Source organism: Methylobacter sp., assembly GCF_004322395.1.
Taxonomy (GTDB): Bacteria; Pseudomonadota; Gammaproteobacteria; order Methylococcales; family Methylomonadaceae; genus Methylobacter_A.
Window position 1 is genome coordinate 1 of sequence record NZ_SCTW01000066.1, and the last position, 20,964, is coordinate 20,964.

Here is a 20,964-nt window from a genome sequence, read left to right on the forward strand (position 1 = left end):
CCCGAAGAAGCCGGCTATTATAACCCGCTTAGCCAACTTGTCAACATCCTTGCCAACTTTATTTCCCTACCAAAAGCTTACTTCCTGCTCTTCCGAGGACACTGCCCCGAAAGAACCGCGCATTCTACAGCTTTCTCAACTTGCGTCAAGGAGACTTTTAAGTATTTAACCAATCTAAATATCTTGCGACGCCTTGTTTAACGGTCAGAAAGTCCCTCGCATAGCCAGCCTCTCTTAGTCCGGAAATATCAGCTTGCGTATAACTTTGATAAGCCCCCTTTAAATGCTCAGGAAATGGAATGTATTCGATACTTCCATCTTTATGCCAATCAATCACTGCCTGAGCAATCGCATTGAAAGTTTCAGCCCGTCCCGTTCCTACGTTATAAATGCCGCGCTGTTCAGGATGATCTAAAAACCACAAATTTACATCAACAACATCATCAACATGAACAAAATCACGCTTTTGCTCGCCATTAGCCATGCCATCGCATCCTTCAAACAGCTTTGCCCTTTTTTGCTCGATAACCTGCCGATTAAAATGAAAAGCCGTGCTGCTCATAGAGCCTTTATGCTGCTCTCTTGGCCCGTAAACATTAAAATACCGGAAACCGACAATTGGGCTTTTGGTTTTAGCTAATAAAGGCCGCACATATTGGTCGAATTGAAACTTTGAATAGGCATACATATTGATCGGATGCTCGCAATTGCGCTCGACTCGAAAGCCGTGCTTGCCGTCCCCGTAAACCGATGCGGAAGAGGCATACATAAACGCGACATTTCTTGCGATACACCAATGCAATAAGCGCTTGGAATAATCGTAATTATTCGTCATCACAAACCGCCCGTCCCATTCCGTCGTCGCAGAACAAGCTCCTTGGTGAAAAACCGCCCGTACTCCATCAAAAAAATGAGCCACCCCGATTTTCTCCATGAACTCTTCCTTATCCATGTAATCGGCAATATCAAGATCGGCTATATTATGCATTTTTCGCCCATTCGCCAGATGATCGACCAGCAATATATTGCGTTCGCCACGCTGGTTTAATGCTCGTATAAGATTACTGCCGATAAAACCGGCGCCCCCCGTAACAACTATCATTCCAATCCTCTCGCTTTTTTAATCATCGCCGTTGTCGACTGGCCGTCGACAAACTGCAAAATCTTCACCTCGCCGCCTGCCCGGATCACACAATCCCCACCGGCGACTTGCTCAGAGCTATAATCACCACCCTTGACGATGACATCAGGCAACAGCTTGCAATACAATCGTTCGGGCGTTTCCTCTTCGAATGAAACCACCCAATCCACGCAGGCTAATGCTGATAAAACCGTCATCCGTTCCTGCAAGCCATTAATAGGCCGGGACTCGCCTTTGAGCTGTCTGACCGATGCGTCGGAATTGACGGCCACCACCAAGCGATCACCTAATGCCTTTGCTTGCTGCAAATAAGTCACATGCCCGGCGTGCAATAAATCGAAGCAACCGTTGGTCATGATGATGCGTTCATCATGGGCTTTGGCTCCCGCCAATATTTGCGCCAACTCATCTTCCGATACAATGCCGTATTGGGAATCCCGATCGCCGTGCATGGCCCGCGTTAACTCCTGCATCGATACCGTTGATGTGCCCAGCTTTCCGACTACTATGCCGCCCGCCAGATTAGCTAAATACATTGCGTCATACAATGCCATATCCAGCGCCACAGCTAGCGCCATCACTGCAATAACCGTATCTCCGGCACCGGTCACATCAAAGACATCCTTAGCTTGAGCCGGCAATGAATGCACTTGCGCATCCTGTATCAGCGTCATACCCGCCTCGCCGCGGGTCAATAAAAGTGTTGGGATCTGATGCTGCTTTAACAGAGCTCGCCCTTTTTCTATCAAATCATATTCATTCTCAGCAATGCCGACCACGGCCTGCAATTCAGACAGGTTTGGCGTTATCACGTCTGCATGCGCATAACCCTGATAATCTACGCCTTTCGGATCGACCAAAACTTTAATCCCTGCTTGCTTGGACTCCTTGATATAGATTGAAACATCCGCCAAGGTTCCTTTGCCGTAATCAGAGAAAACAACGGTATTATTTTCAGGCAGATGCTTAACCAGCCTAGCCAAGAGAGCATCCGAATTAAACTTAAGCAAGGTCTCTTCAAAATCAATACGGATCAACTGCTGATGTTGCGCCATAACCCGTAATTTGCAGATACTGCGAATTTCCCGCTCGATAACAAAATCGCAGGCCACGCCCTCCGCTTCCAGCAGCCGCTTTATTGTATCGCCCTCGGCATCATCGCCGACAACACCCAGCAGGGTTACCTTGCCTCCTAGTTTGGCAATATTGAGCGCAACATTACCCGCGCCACCTACGCGGTCTTCAATTGCCTTAACCCTGACCACAGGCACCGGCGCTTCCGGTGAAATACGCGCGGCCTGCCCCGACCAATACCGATCCAGCATCACATCGCCGATAACTATGACACGAGCCCGCCCAAATTCAGGTGCTGCCGCCAACATTAATAAGCCCCCTCAATCGCACCACACCACCAGTGACCAATCAATATATGCGCCTCCTGAATTCTTGCCGTCACATCCGACGGAACAATCACCGAATGGGTAACCTGTCCTCTCAATTCTCCGCCGTCACGTCCGGTTAACCCTATAACAGCCATACCTTTCAACCTTGCAGCTTTCGCCGCATTTAATATATTTTCGCTAGTTCCTGATGTGGAAATAGCAATCAAGCAATCTTTCTCACTGGCAATAGCCTCAATCTGACGGGAATAGACGGTATCAAATCCTATATCGTTACTATGCGCCGTTAAAATCGAGCTGTCTGTGGTCAACGCAATTGCAGCCAAAGCTTTCCGGTTTTTTTCATATCTGACCACCAACTCCGCAGCGATATGCTGACAATCCGCGGCGCTGCCGCCATTGCCGCACAACAATATTTTCCCGCCCTGTTTCAATGTCTCAATCAGTAACTCTGCGGCCGCTTCAATTGCGCCTGAACAATTCGCTAATCGCGCCATCATGGCCTGATGCGCTTCAAGCTCGGAAATAAATGTTTTCAAAATGATGCTCCCTAAGCAATGCCTGTATTCAACAACTCGATAGCGGCTTCCGGCTGGCTGTTGCTACCCTGTTCCTTAAATTGCATAGAATGCAGACGCGCATAAACCCCATTTTTTGCAATCAACTCTTGATGAGAGCCTCTTTCCACAATCCGCCCATGATTCATGACCAGAATCACATCCGCATTTTCAATAGTCGATAACCGGTGAGCAATAACCAGCGTTGTCCGATTGCTCATGACTTTTTGCAGTGCCGCTTGTATATACCGCTCCGATTCGGTATCCAGCGCCGAAGTTGCCTCATCCAGTATCAGTATGGGGGCATCTTTCAACAATGCTCTGGCCAAAGCCAGCCGTTGCTGCTGTCCTCCTGACAGCTTAACGCCATTCTCGCCTATTTCCGTGTCCAGTCCCTGGTCCAGCTTGGCGATAAATTCCATTGCATAAGCGTCTGCTGCGGCCTGAGTTATTTCACTTCGGCTTGCGGTCGCAAGCGCCCCGTAGGCTATATTGTTGGCTATCGTATCATTGAATAACGTGACTTTCTGGTTGACCAGCGCCAACTGTTTCCGCAAATTCGCCAGTTGGTAAGTATTTATTTCAACACCGTCCAACAATATCTGGCCGGTGTCATGCGGATAAAACCGCGAAATCAAATTGGCAAGCGTGCTTTTGCCGCCGCCGGAAGTCCCTACCAACGCAATAGTCTGCCCCGGTTCGGCCTTAAAATTGATGTCGATAAGCGCCGGCTCATTGGCGCCCGCATATTGAAAAGACAGATTTTTAAATTCCAGTGCGCCCTTGCATCTTTCGGCCTGATAAGTGCCTTCATCCACTTCGCCCGGCTCATCCAGAATATCAAATAACGATTCGGCAGCCGCGATGCCTTTTTGGATTTCGCTGTTAGCATCGCTTAAGCTTCTGATCGGCTTAGGCAATAGAAAGGCTGCCGTCAAATAACCCACAAACTCACCGACACTGGCTTGCTTCATCAAAAACAATGTCAAATACATCAGGAACGACAAGGCTATCGCTAAAATGAATTGCATAATCGGGTTATGTATCGCCATCGTCGTTGCCAGTTTTAGCGATTGGCTTCGGTTATACAAACTGCTTTCCAAAAACCGCCGGCGCTCGTATTCTTCTCCGCCGTAACTGTGCACCACCCGATGTCCGCCCACCATTTCCGAAGTGATATGGGTCATATCGCCTATCGATTCCTGTATTCGTTTACTGATGCCCCGCAAGCGCTTACTGACATAGCGCACCAGCACCGCAATAATCGGCGCTATAGCGATAAAAACCAGCGACAACATCCAATTCACATAAAACAAATAGATTAACAAGCCTATCGCAGTAAAGCCCTCGCGCACAAAGCTACGTAGCGCATCCGTGGTGGCTTGGGTAACCTGCCCCACGTTATTGGTTATCTTTGCGATCATATAACCGCTGTTATTCGCGTCAAAATAAGCCGTTGGCAACCGCGTATACTGGTCGAAAATCTGACATCTCAAGGTATGTACAACATTGGTAGATACTTTAGCTAAAAAATAATTGCCTATATAAGCGCCAATCCCATGCACTACAATTAAACCGCTAAACAATAGAGGCAAATAATTCATACCCTCCCTTGTCTCGGTTTGCAGTGTATCGATGATATGTTTGATCAACGCCGCAAATAAGGTCTGAGTACCTGAATACATCAGGAATCCGATAATACTGATTGCAAAAAGACCACGATGCGGCTTTACATAGGTCAATAGTCGCTTATATATTTGGGTGCTTGCTGTGGGTTTTTTTTTCATATTTTTTAAGAATTCATAAATAGATAAAGCTATTCTAGCTTGTACTAAATCATGGAGTTACTCAAGGTACTGGTTAACGCCTTTTTCTGCACGAATAAAACTCAACTGCTTTAAGCGATCCAATAGTCTTTGATAATTAATATCTTGCTTGCTTTTATCATTATGAGGATGCCATAGGTGCAGCACAGGCACTGCAAATCGCCCTTCCTTACGTTTAATACCGGCATGTATTAAACGAATAACCAAGTCGGAATCCTCAAATCCCCAACCTTCAAAAAGCTCATCAAAGCCATTCGCCAGTAAAAAATCGTTTTTCCATAGGGCCAGATTACAGGTCATGGCTTTTTGCCATTTTTTTTGCTGCAATTCTCTTAAAAATCCTAAAGGCAACCGAATAAAAGCTGAAATCCTGTTGATCTTTTTTTGCAGCCAGAGAGAAATAAAATAGCTCAACGGTTTTTGATGCAACGAAATATGTTTTTCAATGACTTCCTGAGTAAATGACTCGCTTAACAGCACCCTGTTTCCCGGTACAAAACACCCTGCTTTTGCCAACTGCCGATGCCGGGCGATAAAATCAGCAGGGCAAATGCAGTCGCCATCGATAAATAGTAAATATTCGCCCTGGCTGCTTGCAACCGCCTTATTCCTGATAGTTCCCGCTCTAAATCCTTGGTCGTCATGATGCACATATCGAATGGGCACCGGACTTTTAACGCAATGAGCTTGGGCCAGTGCCTGATTGGCCGGAGCAGAGCCATCGTCGGCGACGATAATTTCAAACTCCTGGTCTTGTTGGACAAATAAACTATCCAGACAGTGTTCTAATGCGGCAGGCCAGTTATAAGTGGTTACGATAACAGAGATTAAGTTCATTACTTATGCGACTGCCGGTTTTGCAATTCCAGCAATTTAAGATATTTATAATAAGCGCCTTCTGCATTGGAAATCGACAGCATCAGCCCCTGCCGTCCATCCAGAATAGCGGCTTTAAGTAAATAAGTGCGAATAAACATCCAAAACCCTTTTAAAATGGCTTTGCCCAAAGATGAGCGAATGCCGCGCTGGTAAAGCAAAGCTGCGCCCAAGGTTGAATAGCTATTTACTTTATGCAAAACCTCATCCAGATTTATAAAGGCATCATGCAGCAACGGCGAGTTCATACGGCCTATTTGGCCCTGAACAATAATCCTTTCATGCACAACTGAATCGGTGAATTGACCGCAACCACGGCGAAACAACCTTAACACATAATCCGGCCACCAGCCTCCATGGCGCATTTGCCTGCCGCAATAGCTGGAAAGACGGGAGATTTCGTAACCATGATAGTCTTCTTGCCCCAGCGCCTGTTCAAGCTCCGCTCTTAACTCAGGCGTCACCACCTCATCGGCATCAATGGATAAAACCCAATCGCCACTGGATTTATCCAAGGCTCGCTGCTTCTGAATGCCGAACCCAGGCCAGTCTGTTTGGTAAACCTTATCCGTATATTGACGACAGATTGCTACCGTATCGTCATCACTGCCCGAATCCAGCACAATAATCTCACCGGCCCATGCAATCGACTCAAGGCAACGCGCTATATGACCGGCTTCATTTTTTGTAATGATGATTACGCTGAGCATGGTTTATTTGGATTAGTCGGTTTTAGATGGCGAAGCCTTAGAGGGAAGTTAGCCAAAGACTTAAAGGCCTTTCCTTTATTGCCAAGAAAAACTACTGTTTTGTCTTAGCCCATGCATAGACATCCCGAATTGAGCAAGTTCTTGTTCACGCCATAACTTTTGTTGCCGAACCCTCTTTATTTTATTGAGTTTCCGCTCCAACCAGCTCTGTTGTAACAGGCGGTAATTATAACGATATCCCAATCCATCTTTTTCGGACAATCCCCGCTCTTGCTTCATCGCCGATTGCGTAATCGAGCCGTAATGGTGTAACCAAGAACTCCCCGTCATGCCAATAGGAATACCCGCTTTATCCGCCTCGTGAAAGAACATTGTATCTTCATAACCGAGCAACTTAGGAATGGGTTGAAAATACCCGATTTCCATCCATACCGATTTATGCACAGCAAGGCACACCGCATGACGACCGCCAACCCGAAGGGCATTTTTCATTTTAGTTGAGGATTCGATAGAAAACGATTCAAAATCATAATCAAGAGGACCTTCAATAAGCGCCGGAGAGATAATTTTCAGGCCATTTTGCTCAGCCGCATGGATCATATTCTTAATCCATCCCTGCGATACCAGCACATCGTTGTTCATGATAATCGTCCACTCGGCCTGTAACGCTAAGGCACCTTGATTCCATGCCACGCCACAACCCAAATTAGCCTGATTAAAAATGCGTTCACCTAACGGCAACGTTTCAAGATAACTGCGTGTCTCATCGGTAGATCCATTATCCACCACGACTAATCTGCTAAGATCAACACCGTGCTTAATCATGCTATCAACGCACTGACGGGTATATTCAACTTGATTGTAGCAAGCGAAGGTGATGGCGTAATCTATTTGATTCATATGTTTTTTAATATTTTTAATATTCCTGAATTACATCGAGATAGAATAAAAGCTCTTACAGGAGTCATTCTATGGTGCCACTTCCGTATTTACAGCGAAAGTACGCCGAAAATTATGTTCATTTTTTCTATCCGTCTACAGTCAATAACCATTCTCGGTATGATTCCGAATTTTCGATCAATTGTCTTGGGAAATGATGATCGACAAATTGGGCTCGACAACTACCGCTAGGATTGAGAAAATCTTGGCCTGCTTCGATTTTACGCCGGATTGTGGTCGGGTTCTTGTATTCAGGGGTGTTGTATTCCTGGTGAGCGAAACTTTCCAGTTTACGAATGATTTGAGGAATGTCCGCGATCCAGGTGAAATGCCATCCGCCATCTGTTATCCGCTGTACCTGCCGATTCCGGAACCATGCTCTTTTGATGGAGCGCAACAGGCCTGTGGATTTGAAATTGCGTACTTGCTCGGCTCCACCGAAAAAATCCCGGAAAACCTTGTAGGTAACAATCTTGGAACCGGCCCAAGCCACCGGCTCACCGTCAATAAAGCACTGGTTGTTGAGGTAATAGGAATAGGCGCACTGCATAAAGTCGCCGCGCACGAATCGGCGCGGGTCGAATTGTCTGATGGTTTCAGGCCGGGGAATCTCGTCCACATCGGATATCAACACCCAATCATCGTCGGCCGCGTCGAATAAACCATGGGCGACGAAATCCCGCTGATAGCGCTCGTTGCGCCAAGCGTCGTCGGTGGGAAATGGATAATCGGAAAGCACTAGGTAGCGGATTTTGTCCTGATAGAGCTGGAAATTTTCTATGCGGAAATTGAGTGGTTTGGGTTTGCCGGAAATGGTCTTGACCGATTCGACTATGACGAAATAATCTACTTGTTCCCACAGGGTATCAAGACGCAACCTGAGCAACATATCCTCATTGAAATAACAGAAGCAGTCATAGACTTTTGGCTTCACGACCGGTCCTCACCCAGAAAATAATCCTGGATTTGCTGCCGAAAAACCCTGGGCTCGTTTTTCAGATAATCGCGATAGTCATGCAGCTCGGCAAAGTGCCGGTCGAAGCGACTAAAAATATCTCCCGTCAATTCACCAAAAGCGTAGATAAAGCCGGTGCTGGAACTATCGAGCTTGTATTTGCGCGGAATCGGCAGATCCACATCATTTCCAGCGGACCCCAAAAGCCCAGTAATCAAACAGCAGCCATGCATGGCCGCTTCTCGAGGCATCCGGTCCCTGCCGGGGTGGTGCCCGAAGTCGATGTAAACTTTGGCAGAATAAAGCGCCACAGAAAGTTGCTCACGATTTAGACCTTTCAATGGCTTGAACTGCCATTGTGGATAAGCTTCGATTAGCGCTTCGGTAACCTTACGACCTTTAGTAGGGTTATATAAAATAATGTCCTGCTTATGATTAGTTTTATCAAGGTACTTATCAGTCAAAAAATCTTCATTAATAGAATCAATCAAAGGAATTGGCTTGATACCACATGAGCGCAAATACTGTGTTGAATGTTCTGTTTGTGAAAAATGTAGCAAACTCTTAAGCTTTTTTGCGCCGCCCATCGGTCGCTGACCTTTTATAACCTTTTTTAAATAACGTATTTTGTCATGAAAAGGCCATATGTGCCGACGCTCCAAAAAGTTCTCCAGAGAAAGCCACCAAAGCGCCGATTTGGCATACTTTACTTTTAAAGCCAGCATAGGAATAACTTCAGGGAAAATAATAAGGTCGCCTGCAACGTCTTCATATCGCGCCACGGGCGCTTTATAACGCTTATAAGGCTCTGGAGTTTCCGCAGCCTTATCAAAAGGTAAATAAACAATATAGGCAGGAAGCTTTAAATTGTTCATATGGGCTACTAACTGATGCAGTGCCTCAGGCCCACCTGTAACTGCCCCTGACGGACAAACGACCAAAATCTTATTAAATTTATTCATAGTTAATATTATGACAGCTCACCCACTCCGTCACAAGCTGCTACTGCTACCGGAATCCTAGGGTAATTAAGTTTAAATTACCTTGTTAACCACTTCCTTAACGTGCTGAAATGATAATAAATCAAGACATCGGCTGCGACTTTGTTGATGCTTATCGCAGCCTTCTAAATGGCATGGGACGCAATCCGCTTTACCTTGAATCAAACTGATATTATTAACATGTTGACTACCTACTTTATGAAAAGGATTTACGTTTTTTTGATAATCAACAGGCCAAGGAGCCCATTTTGTAGGATTAGTTGGCCCATAAAGAGCAATCACCGGTATTCCTGTTGCGGCAGCCAAATGCGTAATGCCGGTATCTGGCCCGATATATAATTTTGCCTGCGCGATAATGTATGACAGCTGCGCCAATGAAACCTGACCTGCCAAATTGATTGTATCCACGGGAAGATGGCGTTGAATGTTGATGACATAATCAATTTCCTCTTTAGCAGGGCCGCCCGAAAGAACCAGCTTTAATCCTATTTCCTTGAGATAATGGCCTATTTCTATCCAGCCTTCTACAGTCCATTGCTTGTATGTCCACTGCGGATACGGATGCAACACAGCATAGCCGGTATTATCAGCCAAAAAAGGAAACTGCTCTATTAGCTGATGGACATTACCGATTTGCGGCGGAACCAGTGAAAAGCTACGCGGAACATCAATCAAATCCAGTAATTTCAAGTGCTGCAAAACAGTATGGGTGTTGTCGTTATCAAACTCTATCCACCGTTGAGCAAAAAAACGTTTCCACCATCCTTTTGTATTTTTCGGCGGTATTGTGGCAATTCGCAACGGCGCTGCAAGTAATCCGTACAAAAAGGGTCGATCCCCAGTCTGGGTAACGATGGCAAGATCATACCGTCTGAATAATTGTCTAAATAATTGCCGATAATCAGCCAACTTAGGACGGTTAGGCGTGATAATAACATGACTAATGTCCGGATTGCCTTCAAGCATAGAAGCAGTATTGCTATAAACTAAAACATCCGTCTGAGCATCCGGATAAGCCAGTCGCAACGAATGCAATAAAGGCGTAGTCAGCAATACATCACCAAGGTATTGCATTGCAATTACTAGAATTTTTGTTGGCTTTGACTGTAAAGATTGGTAGCTTTTCATTGTGTAAATTATGTTCCGGCGACTACTAAACAGATCATTTTTTGATGCCTGATCACTCCCTGTTTGTAGCGAGGAGCACTTTAATTATCTAGCGTAAACGATCTACGCGATTTCATATTTTACCTTATTCGTTCCCCGCACCTTGATATGCACTTTTCCGCGATTTACCGGACTTTAACCAGTCGCGAACATTCTTAGCTCCCTTTAATACTGGAGCAGCACCGCCCATGGCTACTGCGTCAACCAGACAATACCAGGCAGCGACCCCACTAGGCGGATTGCCTTGGGGCAAACCCAGGACAGGATCTATTGCCGCCCATACCCAGGTTCCAACGGCGGTGCCAATTAACTCAAGCCATGTAGTTATAAAAAAGGCCGCCAGGTAAACCATCGGTGAACGGCCTTTAAAAAGATAACCCAGAAAAACGCAAAACAGTAACGCACCCACTGAATCGCCCTGTTTGGAATAGCCGCTGATACCCCAAATTGACCATGCACCGCACACCAATACCACAAATGTGGCGATTTCTCTGGCATAGCGCAGGAATAATCCGGAACGGCCCAGCGCAACAGCGGTTAAATAAACCATACCGTGACCGGGCGGCACATAGGCTGGCACGTTCTCAAACCGATAGGTGTATCCGCCCATAAAAGGCGATGCAAAGTGTTCACCGATAGTCGCAAAAATAACGGCTATGGCGACTTGCATCCTTATTTCCCTATTTTCTCCGAGCAACCATCCGATCAAAAACACCCAGCCACAAACACCGAGGGCATTTTGTTTTTCTAGACTCGCATTGGCATCGCTGATCAAGCAAACCGCCACACACACAAAAGTAAACGCCGCTATAAAATAATCCCGTTTTCTATGGGCGTAAGCAACGTTAACTTGTGGAAAATAACGAAGCACAATTACCTCTTTGAAGTTTTAGTTTTTAATTGCAAAAAAGCGTTGGTTTTTGGCTTCATAGTTAGATTTCAGCAGGACGCTTCCACAGCACAGTGGCGCACAAAGCAGCAATCATCAAACCATAAAATGAATTTGTATATTTCAGAGTTAGCACTTCTACACTCAAGCCCGTAATCATCATACCTATAACAACACTAAGCCCCATGATGCTGGCACTTTTAACTCCCTGAATCGAAGATTTCAGGCCTTGAATAAAAACCACGCCAGGCACAAAAAACTGCATCAAAACCGCAATGAGCCCAAAAATTCCTGACCGCACCATATTAGCAAAGTATTCATTGTGTGGTCCAACGGACCGCATAGTAGAGATAGCTTCCTGAGAAAATGCAGATTGAATCTGTGGCATCAACAATTGTGACTGATAACCTAAATCACCATAGCCGCAGAATGGGGCTTGCTTGAATAATACCCAAGACATTTGCCACATCGACAATCTAAGTCCCGTCGAAGTGTCTGTATTGGTTTTATTTAGCCATGAAGAAATTTCATGATAAATGCTATTGACTCGATCCTGAAAAAAATCAATAAAAAAATAAAAACTTAAGATTGTTAATACACTGATCAAAGCAGAGATCAACAACCTCTTAATGCTTTTTGATTGCCAGTGAATAGCTGTCCATAAAACCAGCATTACAGGTTCAGCGACCCAGGCGCCCCGTGTCTGAGATTTCATTTCAAGATAAAACCCAGCCAAAACGCCAGTATATTTCAAAAGCCTTAAAGCCACGCCATCCTTACCTACGGCATCAATTGAAAAAAGACAGAGAAACGCCAATAGCATCGTATTGATGCCAAATGCATTGGGATCCACGAAATAAGTAGTAAACCGCCCGCCCCATTTTTGTATTTGAACTGGATCAGAATGCACAAATACCAAAAGGATCAGCAGCGATAATGGGCAGATATACTGAAATATTTGAATAAAATCGGTTTTTTTCTTCAACAGCAACAAAAAAACGGGAGCTGCCAATAACATTCGAAGCGGCCCATCATAGGCCTTTGCAACCAAGTCCTGGCGCAATAATTGACTAATCAGGATAGCCAAAAAACCCGATGCAAGTGCAACGATAACAGCCCACTCAGTAGCGCTAATATTTTTGATACTCCATTCCGATCTTGGTAAGCGAAAAAAATGAACTATAGATAAACCGAACAGAACAAAGGTTAATGTATTCGTCCACCCTCTTAAGGTTAAATACAATAATGGGAAAAGCGCCAAAGCCGAAATAAGCAGGGTATTTTCAATCCTTGCCGTTTGATCATCATTGATTATAGGATTTAATTTCATATTGATATTATTTGCGACTCTGCCTGTAACCGCCGTACTGCAAAAGAGGCGTATTTCTGATATGGAATATTTTCGCCGGCCTCTGCTGTGGAAACGCCACTCACTTCGACACTTCAGCCAAGCAACACAACCGCCATCTGTATTATAATTTTATTACTGTTAAATTAGCAGTAATGATCAAATAGAATCAATGTATTGACAATTTATACAAACATCCATGCTATTACCGCATATCGACCCAACTTGCCCAATAATATAATTAAACAAGCCTGGAAGAACGGCAGCTTTAGCCATCCGCCCGCAAAACACAAGGCGTCTCCTATCACCGGCAACCAAGTAAAAAACAATGTCCAGATACCTTTTTTTCGTATGATCTCCAGCGCCTTCTGTTTATTTACTGACAAAAGCGTAGTAACCGGGAATTTTTTAGCCGCCAATACGCCCAAGCCCCATGTTGTCATCGCGCCCAACGTATTGCCTATCGTGGCAACGATGAGTAAAAGCTCAACCTGATAATGTCCTGTTGTAACCATATAAGCCAAGACTGCTTCAGAGCCTCCCGGCGCTATCGTTGACGATATAAATGCGCTAATAAACAGCCCGCCTATTTCAAGCCCTGCGTCTTGCATTTTTTCTCTCAAAAAAAACCCCGCACCCAAAAGGCACAGGGGTTTTTAAGTGGCCCGAATTTAATTTCGTGGCAATATATTATTTTTATTGGAAGCAAGCCGCTTAATTAAATTAGACAACAGCCTTATAACAAACCCAATTCCTGATCTTATCAAATCAAAAATAGTGGCTATCACTTCTGCCGGGCTCATACCCTTAAATTTTTTCGCCAAAAACGGCGCAAGCAGCAGGCCAATCGCTAAGCCAATCACGGTAACACCTGAAATGGCAGAATCATCTTCTTTTGGCTGTTGTGCGACCGGTGCAGCTTTATCGGCTGCTGTGGCCGGCTTGGCTGCAGCAGCCGACGCAGCTTCGGCTGCGGCCGCAGTTGAAACCATCACTGTCGACAGGCTACCTTTGTAATCATCTGGCACGACGTAAGCCGTTATACCTGGGATACTGGGCAGATCGCCATCACCTTTGCCGACTTTCAACTGGGCTTTCATACCTTTTTCCATATGCTGGGCAATGTCGCAATGCACCAGATAGGTTTTATCGCCGGGAGGTAGAATCAATGTTCCGGAAATTTTTGCCGGGCCGGACACTTCCAAATGGAACATGCCTTTCGGATATAAATACTTGGGTAAGCCATGCATCATCCATTGATGCCGGACATTGTCATCATTGAAAAAATGCACAGTCAATTTAGTGCACGGTTTAAAATTAAACTCCTGAGTATCAAACGCAAACATTCTGCCGGGAAACTTCTCAGCATACTTATGACCGGCATGCACGGTAATTTCTTTGGTCTCAGAGATACTGTCGCAGCCACCCGGCAACGTACTGGTATTCTGGCCCATAACCATGCCACCGGCCATGTCCATTAAATGGCCATCACCGTGATCCATGAGCATGCCGCTATGATCTTCATATTCCACCGCCATTACTGACGCAGAAAAAAGAAAAATCAGTGCCCCAGCCGATAATAACTTCACCATTATTCGTTCCTCTATTGTTCAATTAAATCTAAAACTTTCTGCTCCCGCTCACACTCTTTGCTTATATAATTCACATCAATGTGATGATTGCAGATATTGCAGGAGCTAATATCTGCTTATCTAGGTAATGCCATTACCTATAACTGCGTAATGGCACAATATACAACCTATCAAAATCTTATTTGCTTAGCTTTTAATCTTCGCTATCGCTTCATCCACTTTGCTTTTGAAACCGGCATGTGACAGATAAACTACATATAGACCGGCAAATGCAAAAAATACATACAGAAGCATACTATTTTTACTAACGGCTTCACCACCGCCCGCTTTAAAGCCCATATGAGCATCTAATCTCTCTCCCACATCAGGAACCAGAGTAATATGAATCAGGTATTTACCTGCATCAGGTACACCATTTGGAAGTTTTAACTCAACGGTGCCTTTTTTATGTTTCGCCCCTGGCAAAAAGAATACGCGAGTGCCTTCGGGCTCTTTTGTCACTTCAAACTCGACCGACATATCTCTATATTTCATATCCTGGTAATCGAACACGAGTAAAGTCATTTCATTAGCACGGGGGATATTGGCGCAAAAATCTTCAGCGGGAAATGCGTTAGGTTGATAAGCGGTGTAATGCAACCAGTGAGTAGGTTCCAACTCAAATTTACATTGGTCGGTATCGGTACCCGCAGCTCCACCGTGCGCCCATAACGATGCAGAAAATAACAATCCCAGAAGTACCAGGGAACCCTTTCTTAAAATATGTGTACTGTTCATAATACCTTCCAGCTTAGAAAAAATTATTATAATAATTGCTATTTATATAGTTTGAACTCATCAAAAATAAGCGCTTTCTGCTGTATCTTGACCAATAGCAACGAACCACTCTAGCACACCGATTTAGCCAAATACAAGGAATTGATGGAAGACCAGCCTGCAACTGCCATTATATAAGTAAAAGGTAATGCGCTGCTGTACTATTGCTATCCTTTCCTGCTTTTCGTAGACTTAAGTTAACTTTATTTAAACGGAGCTTTACCGCATGTCATCTTTGACCACCTCAACAGCCTGGACAGCTTTGATAAAACATCACAACGAAACTAAAAACATTCTTCTCCGCGACAGCTTTAATGCTGACAAAAACCGTCACTCCAAATTCTCCCTTCATTTTAATGACATTCTTTTTGATTACTCCAAAAATAGAATAACCGACCAAACCCTGCCTTTATTGATAGATCTCGCCAAACATGCCGGCTTGGATGAAAAAATTAAGGCAATGTTTTGCGGGGCAAAAATTAATAACACCGAACACAGGTCCGTCCTGCATACTGCCTTGCGCAACAGAAGCAACCAGCCTGTTTATGTTGACGGGCAGGATGTGATGCCCCAAATCAACAGTGTTCTCGCCCAAATGCGAGCTTTCAGCACCCGTATTCGTTCGGGCGAATGGAAAGGTTATACCGGCAAGGCTATTACCGACATCGTTAATATTGGTATAGGTGGCTCCGATTTAGGGCCGAAAATGGTTTCGGCAGCTCTTACTCCTTATGCTTCCGAGGCATTAAAAATTCATTTTGTCTCCAATGTCGATCAAGCCGATCTTGTTGAGATCCTGACGCACATATCTCCCGAAACGACACTATTTCTTATTGCGTCTAAAACGTTTACTACGCAAGAAACCATGACCAATGCAAAATCTGCAAGAAGCTGGTTTCTTGATAAAGCGCAGGATGAACAAGCTATTGCCAAGCATTTTGTTGCCATTTCTACAAATACCAGAAATGTTGCCAACTTCGGTATAGACACCGACAACATGTTTGAATTCAGGCATTGGGTCGGCGGACGCTATTCTCTATGGTCGGCCATAGGATTGTCTATCGCTTTATATGTTGGAATGGATAACTTTGAAGAGCTTTTACAAGGCGCTTATGAAGCTGACGAACATTTTCGCGCCACGCCTTTTGAAAAAAATATCCCGGTAATCATGGGTTTGCTGGGGATTTGGTATAACAATTTCTATAATGCCGAATCGCATGCCATTTTACCTTACGACCAGTCCATGCTTTTCTTTGCTGATTATTTCCAACAAGCCGACATGGAAAGTAATGGCAAAAGCATCGACTTTAACGGTCAAAAAGTAGATTACAGCACTGGTCAAATTATTTGGGGACAGCCCGGCACCAATGGTCAACATGCATTTTTTCAACTGATTCATCAGGGCACCAAACTGATACCTTGCGACTTTCTGGCTCCCGCAAACAGTCACTATAAGCTGCCCGATCATCATGATATTCTGATTTCAAACTTTCTTGCCCAACCGGAAGCTTTGATGAAAGGCAAAACAGCCGAAGAAGTTAAACGAGAGCTATCGCCCGACGACCAATCCGATGCCGTGCTGGTCGCCTCCAAAATATTCGACGGCAATAAGCCGTCCAATTCATTTTTATTCAGCAAATTGACGCCCAGAACTTTAGGCTCATTGATTGCGTTTTATGAACACAAAATTTATGTCCAAGGCGTCATCTGGAATATCAATTCATTTGATCAGATGGGCGTAGAATTAGGAAAAACCTTAGCTAAAGTTATCCTGCCGGAACTTCAAAACGAATACATTATCGACAGCCACGATTGCTCAACCAATGCTTTGATTAATGCATACAAAAAATTACGGGAACCAAAGATAACGAAAGTGCCGCAATCGGTATAAATGCACGGATGCGAAGGTAGTGCAATGCAGAAGCAATTGCCGACGACTGCATGGACAGGAAATGATCCTGTCATTTCTCTGCATTCCCCACATCTCTGTGGGGAATGCAAGAGGTACGACCCCACGGATGGGGGAGGTAGAGCAACGCATGTAGCAGTTGCCGAGAGCAATGCAGGGAGCAATTGCCGAGCGAACCGATGCGACCGACAATCGTGATGCGCCTGCCCAGACTGGTTATTAGTTTTATTTTTACCGCCGCGCTGACAACTTGCGATAACGGATTCCTATCGTCTAACAAACTAGAACAGATTAAACGGGCAGGCGTCTTACACGTACTAACCCGAAATGACCCAACAACTTATTATGAAAGCCCGGAAGGCCTTACCGGGCTGGAATATGATCTAGTAGTACTTTTCGCCGACCAGTTAGGTGTCAAAGTAAAGTTTGAAACTCCCAGCACCTTTGATGACATTTTAAATCGTATCGCCAAAGGCAAAGCCGATATTGCCGCAGCGGGACTGACCATCACCGAACAGCGCAGCAAAAAAATGCGCTTTGCGCCTGCCTACCATGAAATAACCGAACAGCTCATTTATCGGTCCGGCACTCGCCGTCCAAATGATATAAGCAGCCTGACCCACGGCATTATTGAAGTCGCCAAAGGCACCAGCCACATCGACAGCTTGCTTTACCTAAAGCGCGATACACCAAACTTAGCTTGGAATGTCAACGATGAGCTGGATACCGATGGTTTGCTGTACTTGGTTAACGAAGGGCTTATCGATTACACCGTAGCCGACTCAAACCAGACCACTTTAATCCGCCGCTTTTATCCCAAACTTAACATCGCGTTCGATATTTCCGAACCCCGACGGCTGGCCTGGGCATTAAGCCCATCGGACGACAACAGCTTATACGATGAAGTTGTGAGCTTTTTTAACCGTATAAAAAAAGACAAGACCCTCGATCAACTTCTTGAAAAGCATTACGGACACACCAGCAGCTTGAGCTATATCGGCAACTGTAAATTTCGCCAACAACAAAAAAGCAGGCTTCCTCTGTATCAAAAATATTTTAATTCGGCGGCAATACAATACAACATAGACTGGCGCTTATTGGCTGCAATCGGCTATCAGGAATCCCGCTGGCTGCATAAAGCCGTTTCCCCGACCGGCGTCGAGGGCATTATGATGCTAACCAACGAAACCGCCGAAGAACTCGGCATCAAAAACCGCACCGATCCGGCTCAAAGCATTGCTGGCGGCGCACGTTATTTTCAACAAAGAATCCAGACTATTCCCGAACAAATTCCGGAGCCGGATCGCACTTGGTTTGCATTAGCCTCTTACAATGTCGGCCTGGGTCATCTTGAAGACGCCAGAGCGTTAACAAAAAAACAAGGCGGCAATCCCGATAAATGGATGGATGTTAAACAACGGCTACCTTTGCTTACCCAGCAAAAATGGCACCAGCAAACTAAACACGGCTATGCCCGAGGCCAGGAGCCGGTTGAATTTGTAGAAAATATTCGCAGCTATTATGATTTGTTGGTCTGGCTAACCGAAGAGAACCAGATAAAGAAAAACGCGATGGACGTAGATAGCGAAGCCCCTGAAGAAGAGCCAATAACAATTGATCCGGCGGCGCTTTAACTAGAAAAAGCAATTTACCCACGAAAAGCACGAAAATGACGAATGAAATACAACATGCCGATTTATTTCGCGCCTTTCGTGTTTTTCGTGGACAAGCCACCTCACCGCCTAGCCTTAAAAAAATCCCTCAACATTTCCGAACATTCCGTTTCCAGTACGCCGCCATCCCAACTAATCCGGTGATTTAAAAAGCTCGCATCGGTCAGGCTCAGGGCATTGCACACCGCACCCCGTTTAGGATCATACGCGCCGAAAACCAGCCGTTTAATTCGTGCATGGCTCATAGCGCCTATACACATCACGCAAGGCTCCAAAGTCACATACAAAGTCGCATCATTCAAGCGATAATTGGCAACATGAATGCCGGCGCCCCGTAATGCAACTACTTCGGCGTGGGCAGTCGGATCATGGCTGGTTATCGGGATATTCCAGCCTTCCGCGATGCACTGATCGTCCTTGACAATAATAGCGCCAACCGGGACTTCGCCCTGCTGTTCCGCTCTTTGCGCCAGCCTGATAGCGTAGCGCATCCATGCTTCATCGGTTGTAGAGCTTATTCCCATTCGATAGTAGCAGGAGGCTTGCCGCTTATGTCGTAAACGACGCGGGAAATGCCGGAAACTTCATTGATAATGCGCCGGGAAATCAAGTCAAGAAATTCATAAGGTAAATGTGCCCAGCGAGCAGTCATAAAGTCGATGGTTTCGACCGCGCGTATGGCGATCACATAATCATAACGCCGCCCATCGCCCATCACGCCGACCGACTTGACCGGAAGGAATACAGCAAATGCCTGGCTGACTTTATGGTACAGATCATGGCGATACAGCTCTTCAATAAAAATAGCATCGGCCTGACGCAACAAGTCGGCGTATTCTTTTTTCACTTCGCCCAAAATCCTGACGCCCAGACCGGGACCAGGGAACGGATGGCGATACACCATATCCACCGGCAGCCCCAGCTCTACACCCAGCTTCCTGACTTCGTCCTTGAACAGCTCGCGTAACGGCTCAACTAGTTTTAAAAGCATATTTTCCGGCAAGCCGCCAACATTGTGATGTGACTTGATCAAATGCGCTTTGCCGCTTTTGGAACCGGCCGATTCGATCACATCGGGATAAATCGTACCTTGCGCCAGCCATTTTGCATCGGTTATTTTCGCAGCTTCCTCATCGAAGATTTCGATAAACAGGCTGCCGATGATTTTACGCTTTTGCTCGGGGTCGGTAATGCCGTTCAAGGCGTCCAGATAGCGCTGCTCGGCATTGACCCGGATAACTTTAACGCCCATGTGCTCGGCGAAAGTCGCCATCACCTGATCGCCTTCGTGCAAACGCAGCAAACCGGTATCGACAAAAACGCAGGTCAACTGGTCTTCAATAGCTTTGTGCAGCAGCGCGGCAACGACTGACGAATCGACGCCGCCGGACAGACCCAAAACGACATGATCGGTACCGACCGTTTTACGAACGACTTCGATACTGTCTTCGATAATATTGCTGGAAGTCCATAAGGCTTCACAACCGCAAATTTCCAGCACAAATCGCGACAGTATCCGCCCGCCTTGTTTGGTGTGGGTCACTTCGGGATGAAACTGCAAACCGTAAAAGCTCTTTTCCTCGTTAGCGATACCGGCGATCGGCGCGCCGTCAGAGCTGGCAATCAGCATAAAGCCCGGCGGCAAATCAACTACGCGGTCGCCGTGGCTCATCCAGACATCCAGCAAGCCAAAACCTTCCGGCGATATATGATCCTCGATATCGGCCAATAATTTCGAATGCCCGCGCGCCCTGATTTGCGCGTAACCAAACTCCCTGTGATCGGAACTTTCAACCTTGCCGCCCAATTGCTCGGTCATGGTTTGCAAGCCGTAGCAGATACCCAGCACAGGAACGCCCAATTCGAAAACGATTTGCGGCGCTCTTGGCGTATCGCCGCTGGTTACCGTTTCCGGGCCACCGGATAAGATAATGCCGTTGGGCGCGAATTTTTTGACTTGTTCGGCACTGCATTCACAAGAATAAATTTCGCAATAAACACCAATTTCACGAATGCGGCGCGCGATTAATTGGGTGTATTGCGAGCCGAAATCCAGGATCAGGATTTTGTGGGTATGGATATTTGGGGATTGTTGATTCACGATAGAACTCTTTTAGATCAGGCGAAAGATTAAGGACGAAAGATAAAGGCCGAAGGACGAAAGG

Annotated in this window: 19 protein-coding genes; 2 read left to right on the forward strand and 17 right to left on the reverse strand. The window is 45.7% G+C overall.

What is annotated here, in order from left to right; translation table 11 throughout:
* Positions 1 to 157: 157 nt before the first annotated feature.
* The 15 genes from rfaD to EPO18_RS09690 all read right to left on the reverse strand — a co-directional run bounded on the left by rfaD (position 158) and on the right by EPO18_RS09690 (position 15,178).
* Positions 158 to 1,102 carry an ADP-glyceromanno-heptose 6-epimerase gene (gene rfaD, locus EPO18_RS09620; RefSeq protein ID WP_292433150.1) on the reverse strand — a complete coding sequence of 315 codons (945 nt, stop codon included), beginning with the start codon at positions 1,100 to 1,102 and terminating at the stop codon, positions 158 to 160.
* Complete coding sequence (gene hldE / locus EPO18_RS09625; protein ID WP_292433151.1) at positions 1,099 to 2,523, reverse strand: bifunctional D-glycero-beta-D-manno-heptose-7-phosphate kinase/D-glycero-beta-D-manno-heptose 1-phosphate adenylyltransferase HldE; 1,425 nt, start codon at positions 2,521 to 2,523, stop codon at positions 1,099 to 1,101. The genes rfaD and hldE overlap by 4 nt, the downstream gene beginning before the upstream one ends.
* Positions 2,523 to 3,080 carry a D-sedoheptulose-7-phosphate isomerase gene (locus EPO18_RS09630; RefSeq protein WP_292433152.1) on the reverse strand — a complete coding sequence of 186 codons (558 nt, stop codon included), beginning with the start codon at positions 3,078 to 3,080 and terminating at the stop codon, positions 2,523 to 2,525. The genes hldE and EPO18_RS09630 overlap by 1 nt, the downstream gene beginning before the upstream one ends.
* A gap of 11 nt (positions 3,081 to 3,091) precedes the next feature.
* Positions 3,092 to 4,885 carry a lipid A export permease/ATP-binding protein MsbA gene (gene msbA, locus EPO18_RS09635; protein ID WP_292433153.1) on the reverse strand — a complete coding sequence of 598 codons (1,794 nt, stop codon included), beginning with the start codon at positions 4,883 to 4,885 and terminating at the stop codon, positions 3,092 to 3,094.
* A gap of 57 nt (positions 4,886 to 4,942) precedes the next feature.
* Complete coding sequence (locus EPO18_RS09640) at positions 4,943 to 5,761, reverse strand: glycosyltransferase family 2 protein (RefSeq protein WP_292433154.1); 819 nt, start codon at positions 5,759 to 5,761, stop codon at positions 4,943 to 4,945.
* The gene (locus EPO18_RS09645) at positions 5,761 to 6,510 is read right to left on the reverse strand and encodes a glycosyltransferase family 2 protein (protein ID WP_292433155.1); all 750 of its coding nucleotides are present in this window, start codon (positions 6,508 to 6,510) and stop codon (positions 5,761 to 5,763) included. The genes EPO18_RS09640 and EPO18_RS09645 overlap by 1 nt, the downstream gene beginning before the upstream one ends.
* A gap of 75 nt (positions 6,511 to 6,585) precedes the next feature.
* Complete coding sequence (locus EPO18_RS09650; RefSeq protein ID WP_292433156.1) at positions 6,586 to 7,410, reverse strand: glycosyltransferase family 2 protein; 825 nt, start codon at positions 7,408 to 7,410, stop codon at positions 6,586 to 6,588.
* Positions 7,411 to 7,537: 127 nt separating this feature from the next.
* Complete coding sequence (locus EPO18_RS09655) at positions 7,538 to 8,383, reverse strand: glycosyltransferase family 17 protein (RefSeq protein ID WP_292433157.1); 846 nt, start codon at positions 8,381 to 8,383, stop codon at positions 7,538 to 7,540.
* A complete protein-coding gene (locus tag EPO18_RS09660; RefSeq protein ID WP_292433158.1) occupies positions 8,380 to 9,366 on the reverse strand; it encodes a hypothetical protein in 987 nt (328 codons plus the stop codon). The genes EPO18_RS09655 and EPO18_RS09660 overlap by 4 nt, the downstream gene beginning before the upstream one ends.
* 72 nt (positions 9,367 to 9,438) lie before the next feature.
* Positions 9,439 to 10,479 carry a glycosyltransferase family 9 protein gene (locus tag EPO18_RS09665; protein WP_292433159.1) on the reverse strand — a complete coding sequence of 347 codons (1,041 nt, stop codon included), beginning with the start codon at positions 10,477 to 10,479 and terminating at the stop codon, positions 9,439 to 9,441.
* Positions 10,480 to 10,657: 178 nt separating this feature from the next.
* On the reverse strand, positions 10,658 to 11,443 hold the full coding sequence (locus EPO18_RS09670) for a hypothetical protein (protein ID WP_292433160.1): 786 nt from the start codon (positions 11,441 to 11,443) through the stop codon (positions 10,658 to 10,660).
* Positions 11,444 to 11,504: 61 nt separating this feature from the next.
* Positions 11,505 to 12,791 carry an O-antigen ligase family protein gene (locus EPO18_RS09675; RefSeq protein ID WP_292433161.1) on the reverse strand — a complete coding sequence of 429 codons (1,287 nt, stop codon included), beginning with the start codon at positions 12,789 to 12,791 and terminating at the stop codon, positions 11,505 to 11,507.
* Positions 12,792 to 12,994: 203 nt separating this feature from the next.
* Entirely contained in the window at positions 12,995 to 13,420 is a 426-nt protein-coding gene (locus tag EPO18_RS09680; RefSeq protein ID WP_292433187.1) for a YqaA family protein, read from the reverse strand.
* A gap of 60 nt (positions 13,421 to 13,480) precedes the next feature.
* A complete protein-coding gene (locus EPO18_RS09685; RefSeq protein ID WP_292433162.1) occupies positions 13,481 to 14,401 on the reverse strand; it encodes a cupredoxin domain-containing protein in 921 nt (306 codons plus the stop codon).
* 186 nt (positions 14,402 to 14,587) lie between these two features.
* A complete protein-coding gene (locus EPO18_RS09690) occupies positions 14,588 to 15,178 on the reverse strand; it encodes a hypothetical protein (RefSeq protein ID WP_292433163.1) in 591 nt (196 codons plus the stop codon).
* Between the two features lie 265 nt (positions 15,179 to 15,443).
* Between EPO18_RS09690 and pgi the strand changes: the two genes are divergently transcribed.
* Positions 15,444 to 17,108, forward strand: a complete 1,665-nt coding sequence (gene pgi, locus EPO18_RS09695) for a glucose-6-phosphate isomerase (RefSeq protein WP_292433164.1) — start codon at positions 15,444 to 15,446, stop codon at positions 17,106 to 17,108.
* Between the two features lie 197 nt (positions 17,109 to 17,305).
* Positions 17,306 to 18,760: a membrane-bound lytic murein transglycosylase MltF gene (mltF, locus tag EPO18_RS09700; protein ID WP_292433165.1), complete on the forward strand. Its 1,455-nt coding sequence runs from the start codon at positions 17,306 to 17,308 to the stop codon at positions 18,758 to 18,760.
* A gap of 101 nt (positions 18,761 to 18,861) precedes the next feature.
* On the opposite strand, the gene tadA is transcribed toward mltF, so the two are convergent.
* Together tadA and guaA are read right to left on the reverse strand one after the other, a co-directional pair.
* A complete protein-coding gene (tadA, locus tag EPO18_RS09705; RefSeq protein WP_292433166.1) occupies positions 18,862 to 19,323 on the reverse strand; it encodes a tRNA adenosine(34) deaminase TadA in 462 nt (153 codons plus the stop codon).
* Positions 19,314 to 20,900, reverse strand: a complete 1,587-nt coding sequence (guaA, locus tag EPO18_RS09710) for a glutamine-hydrolyzing GMP synthase (protein ID WP_292433167.1) — start codon at positions 20,898 to 20,900, stop codon at positions 19,314 to 19,316. The genes tadA and guaA overlap by 10 nt, the downstream gene beginning before the upstream one ends.
* Positions 20,901 to 20,964: the final 64 nt, after the last annotated feature.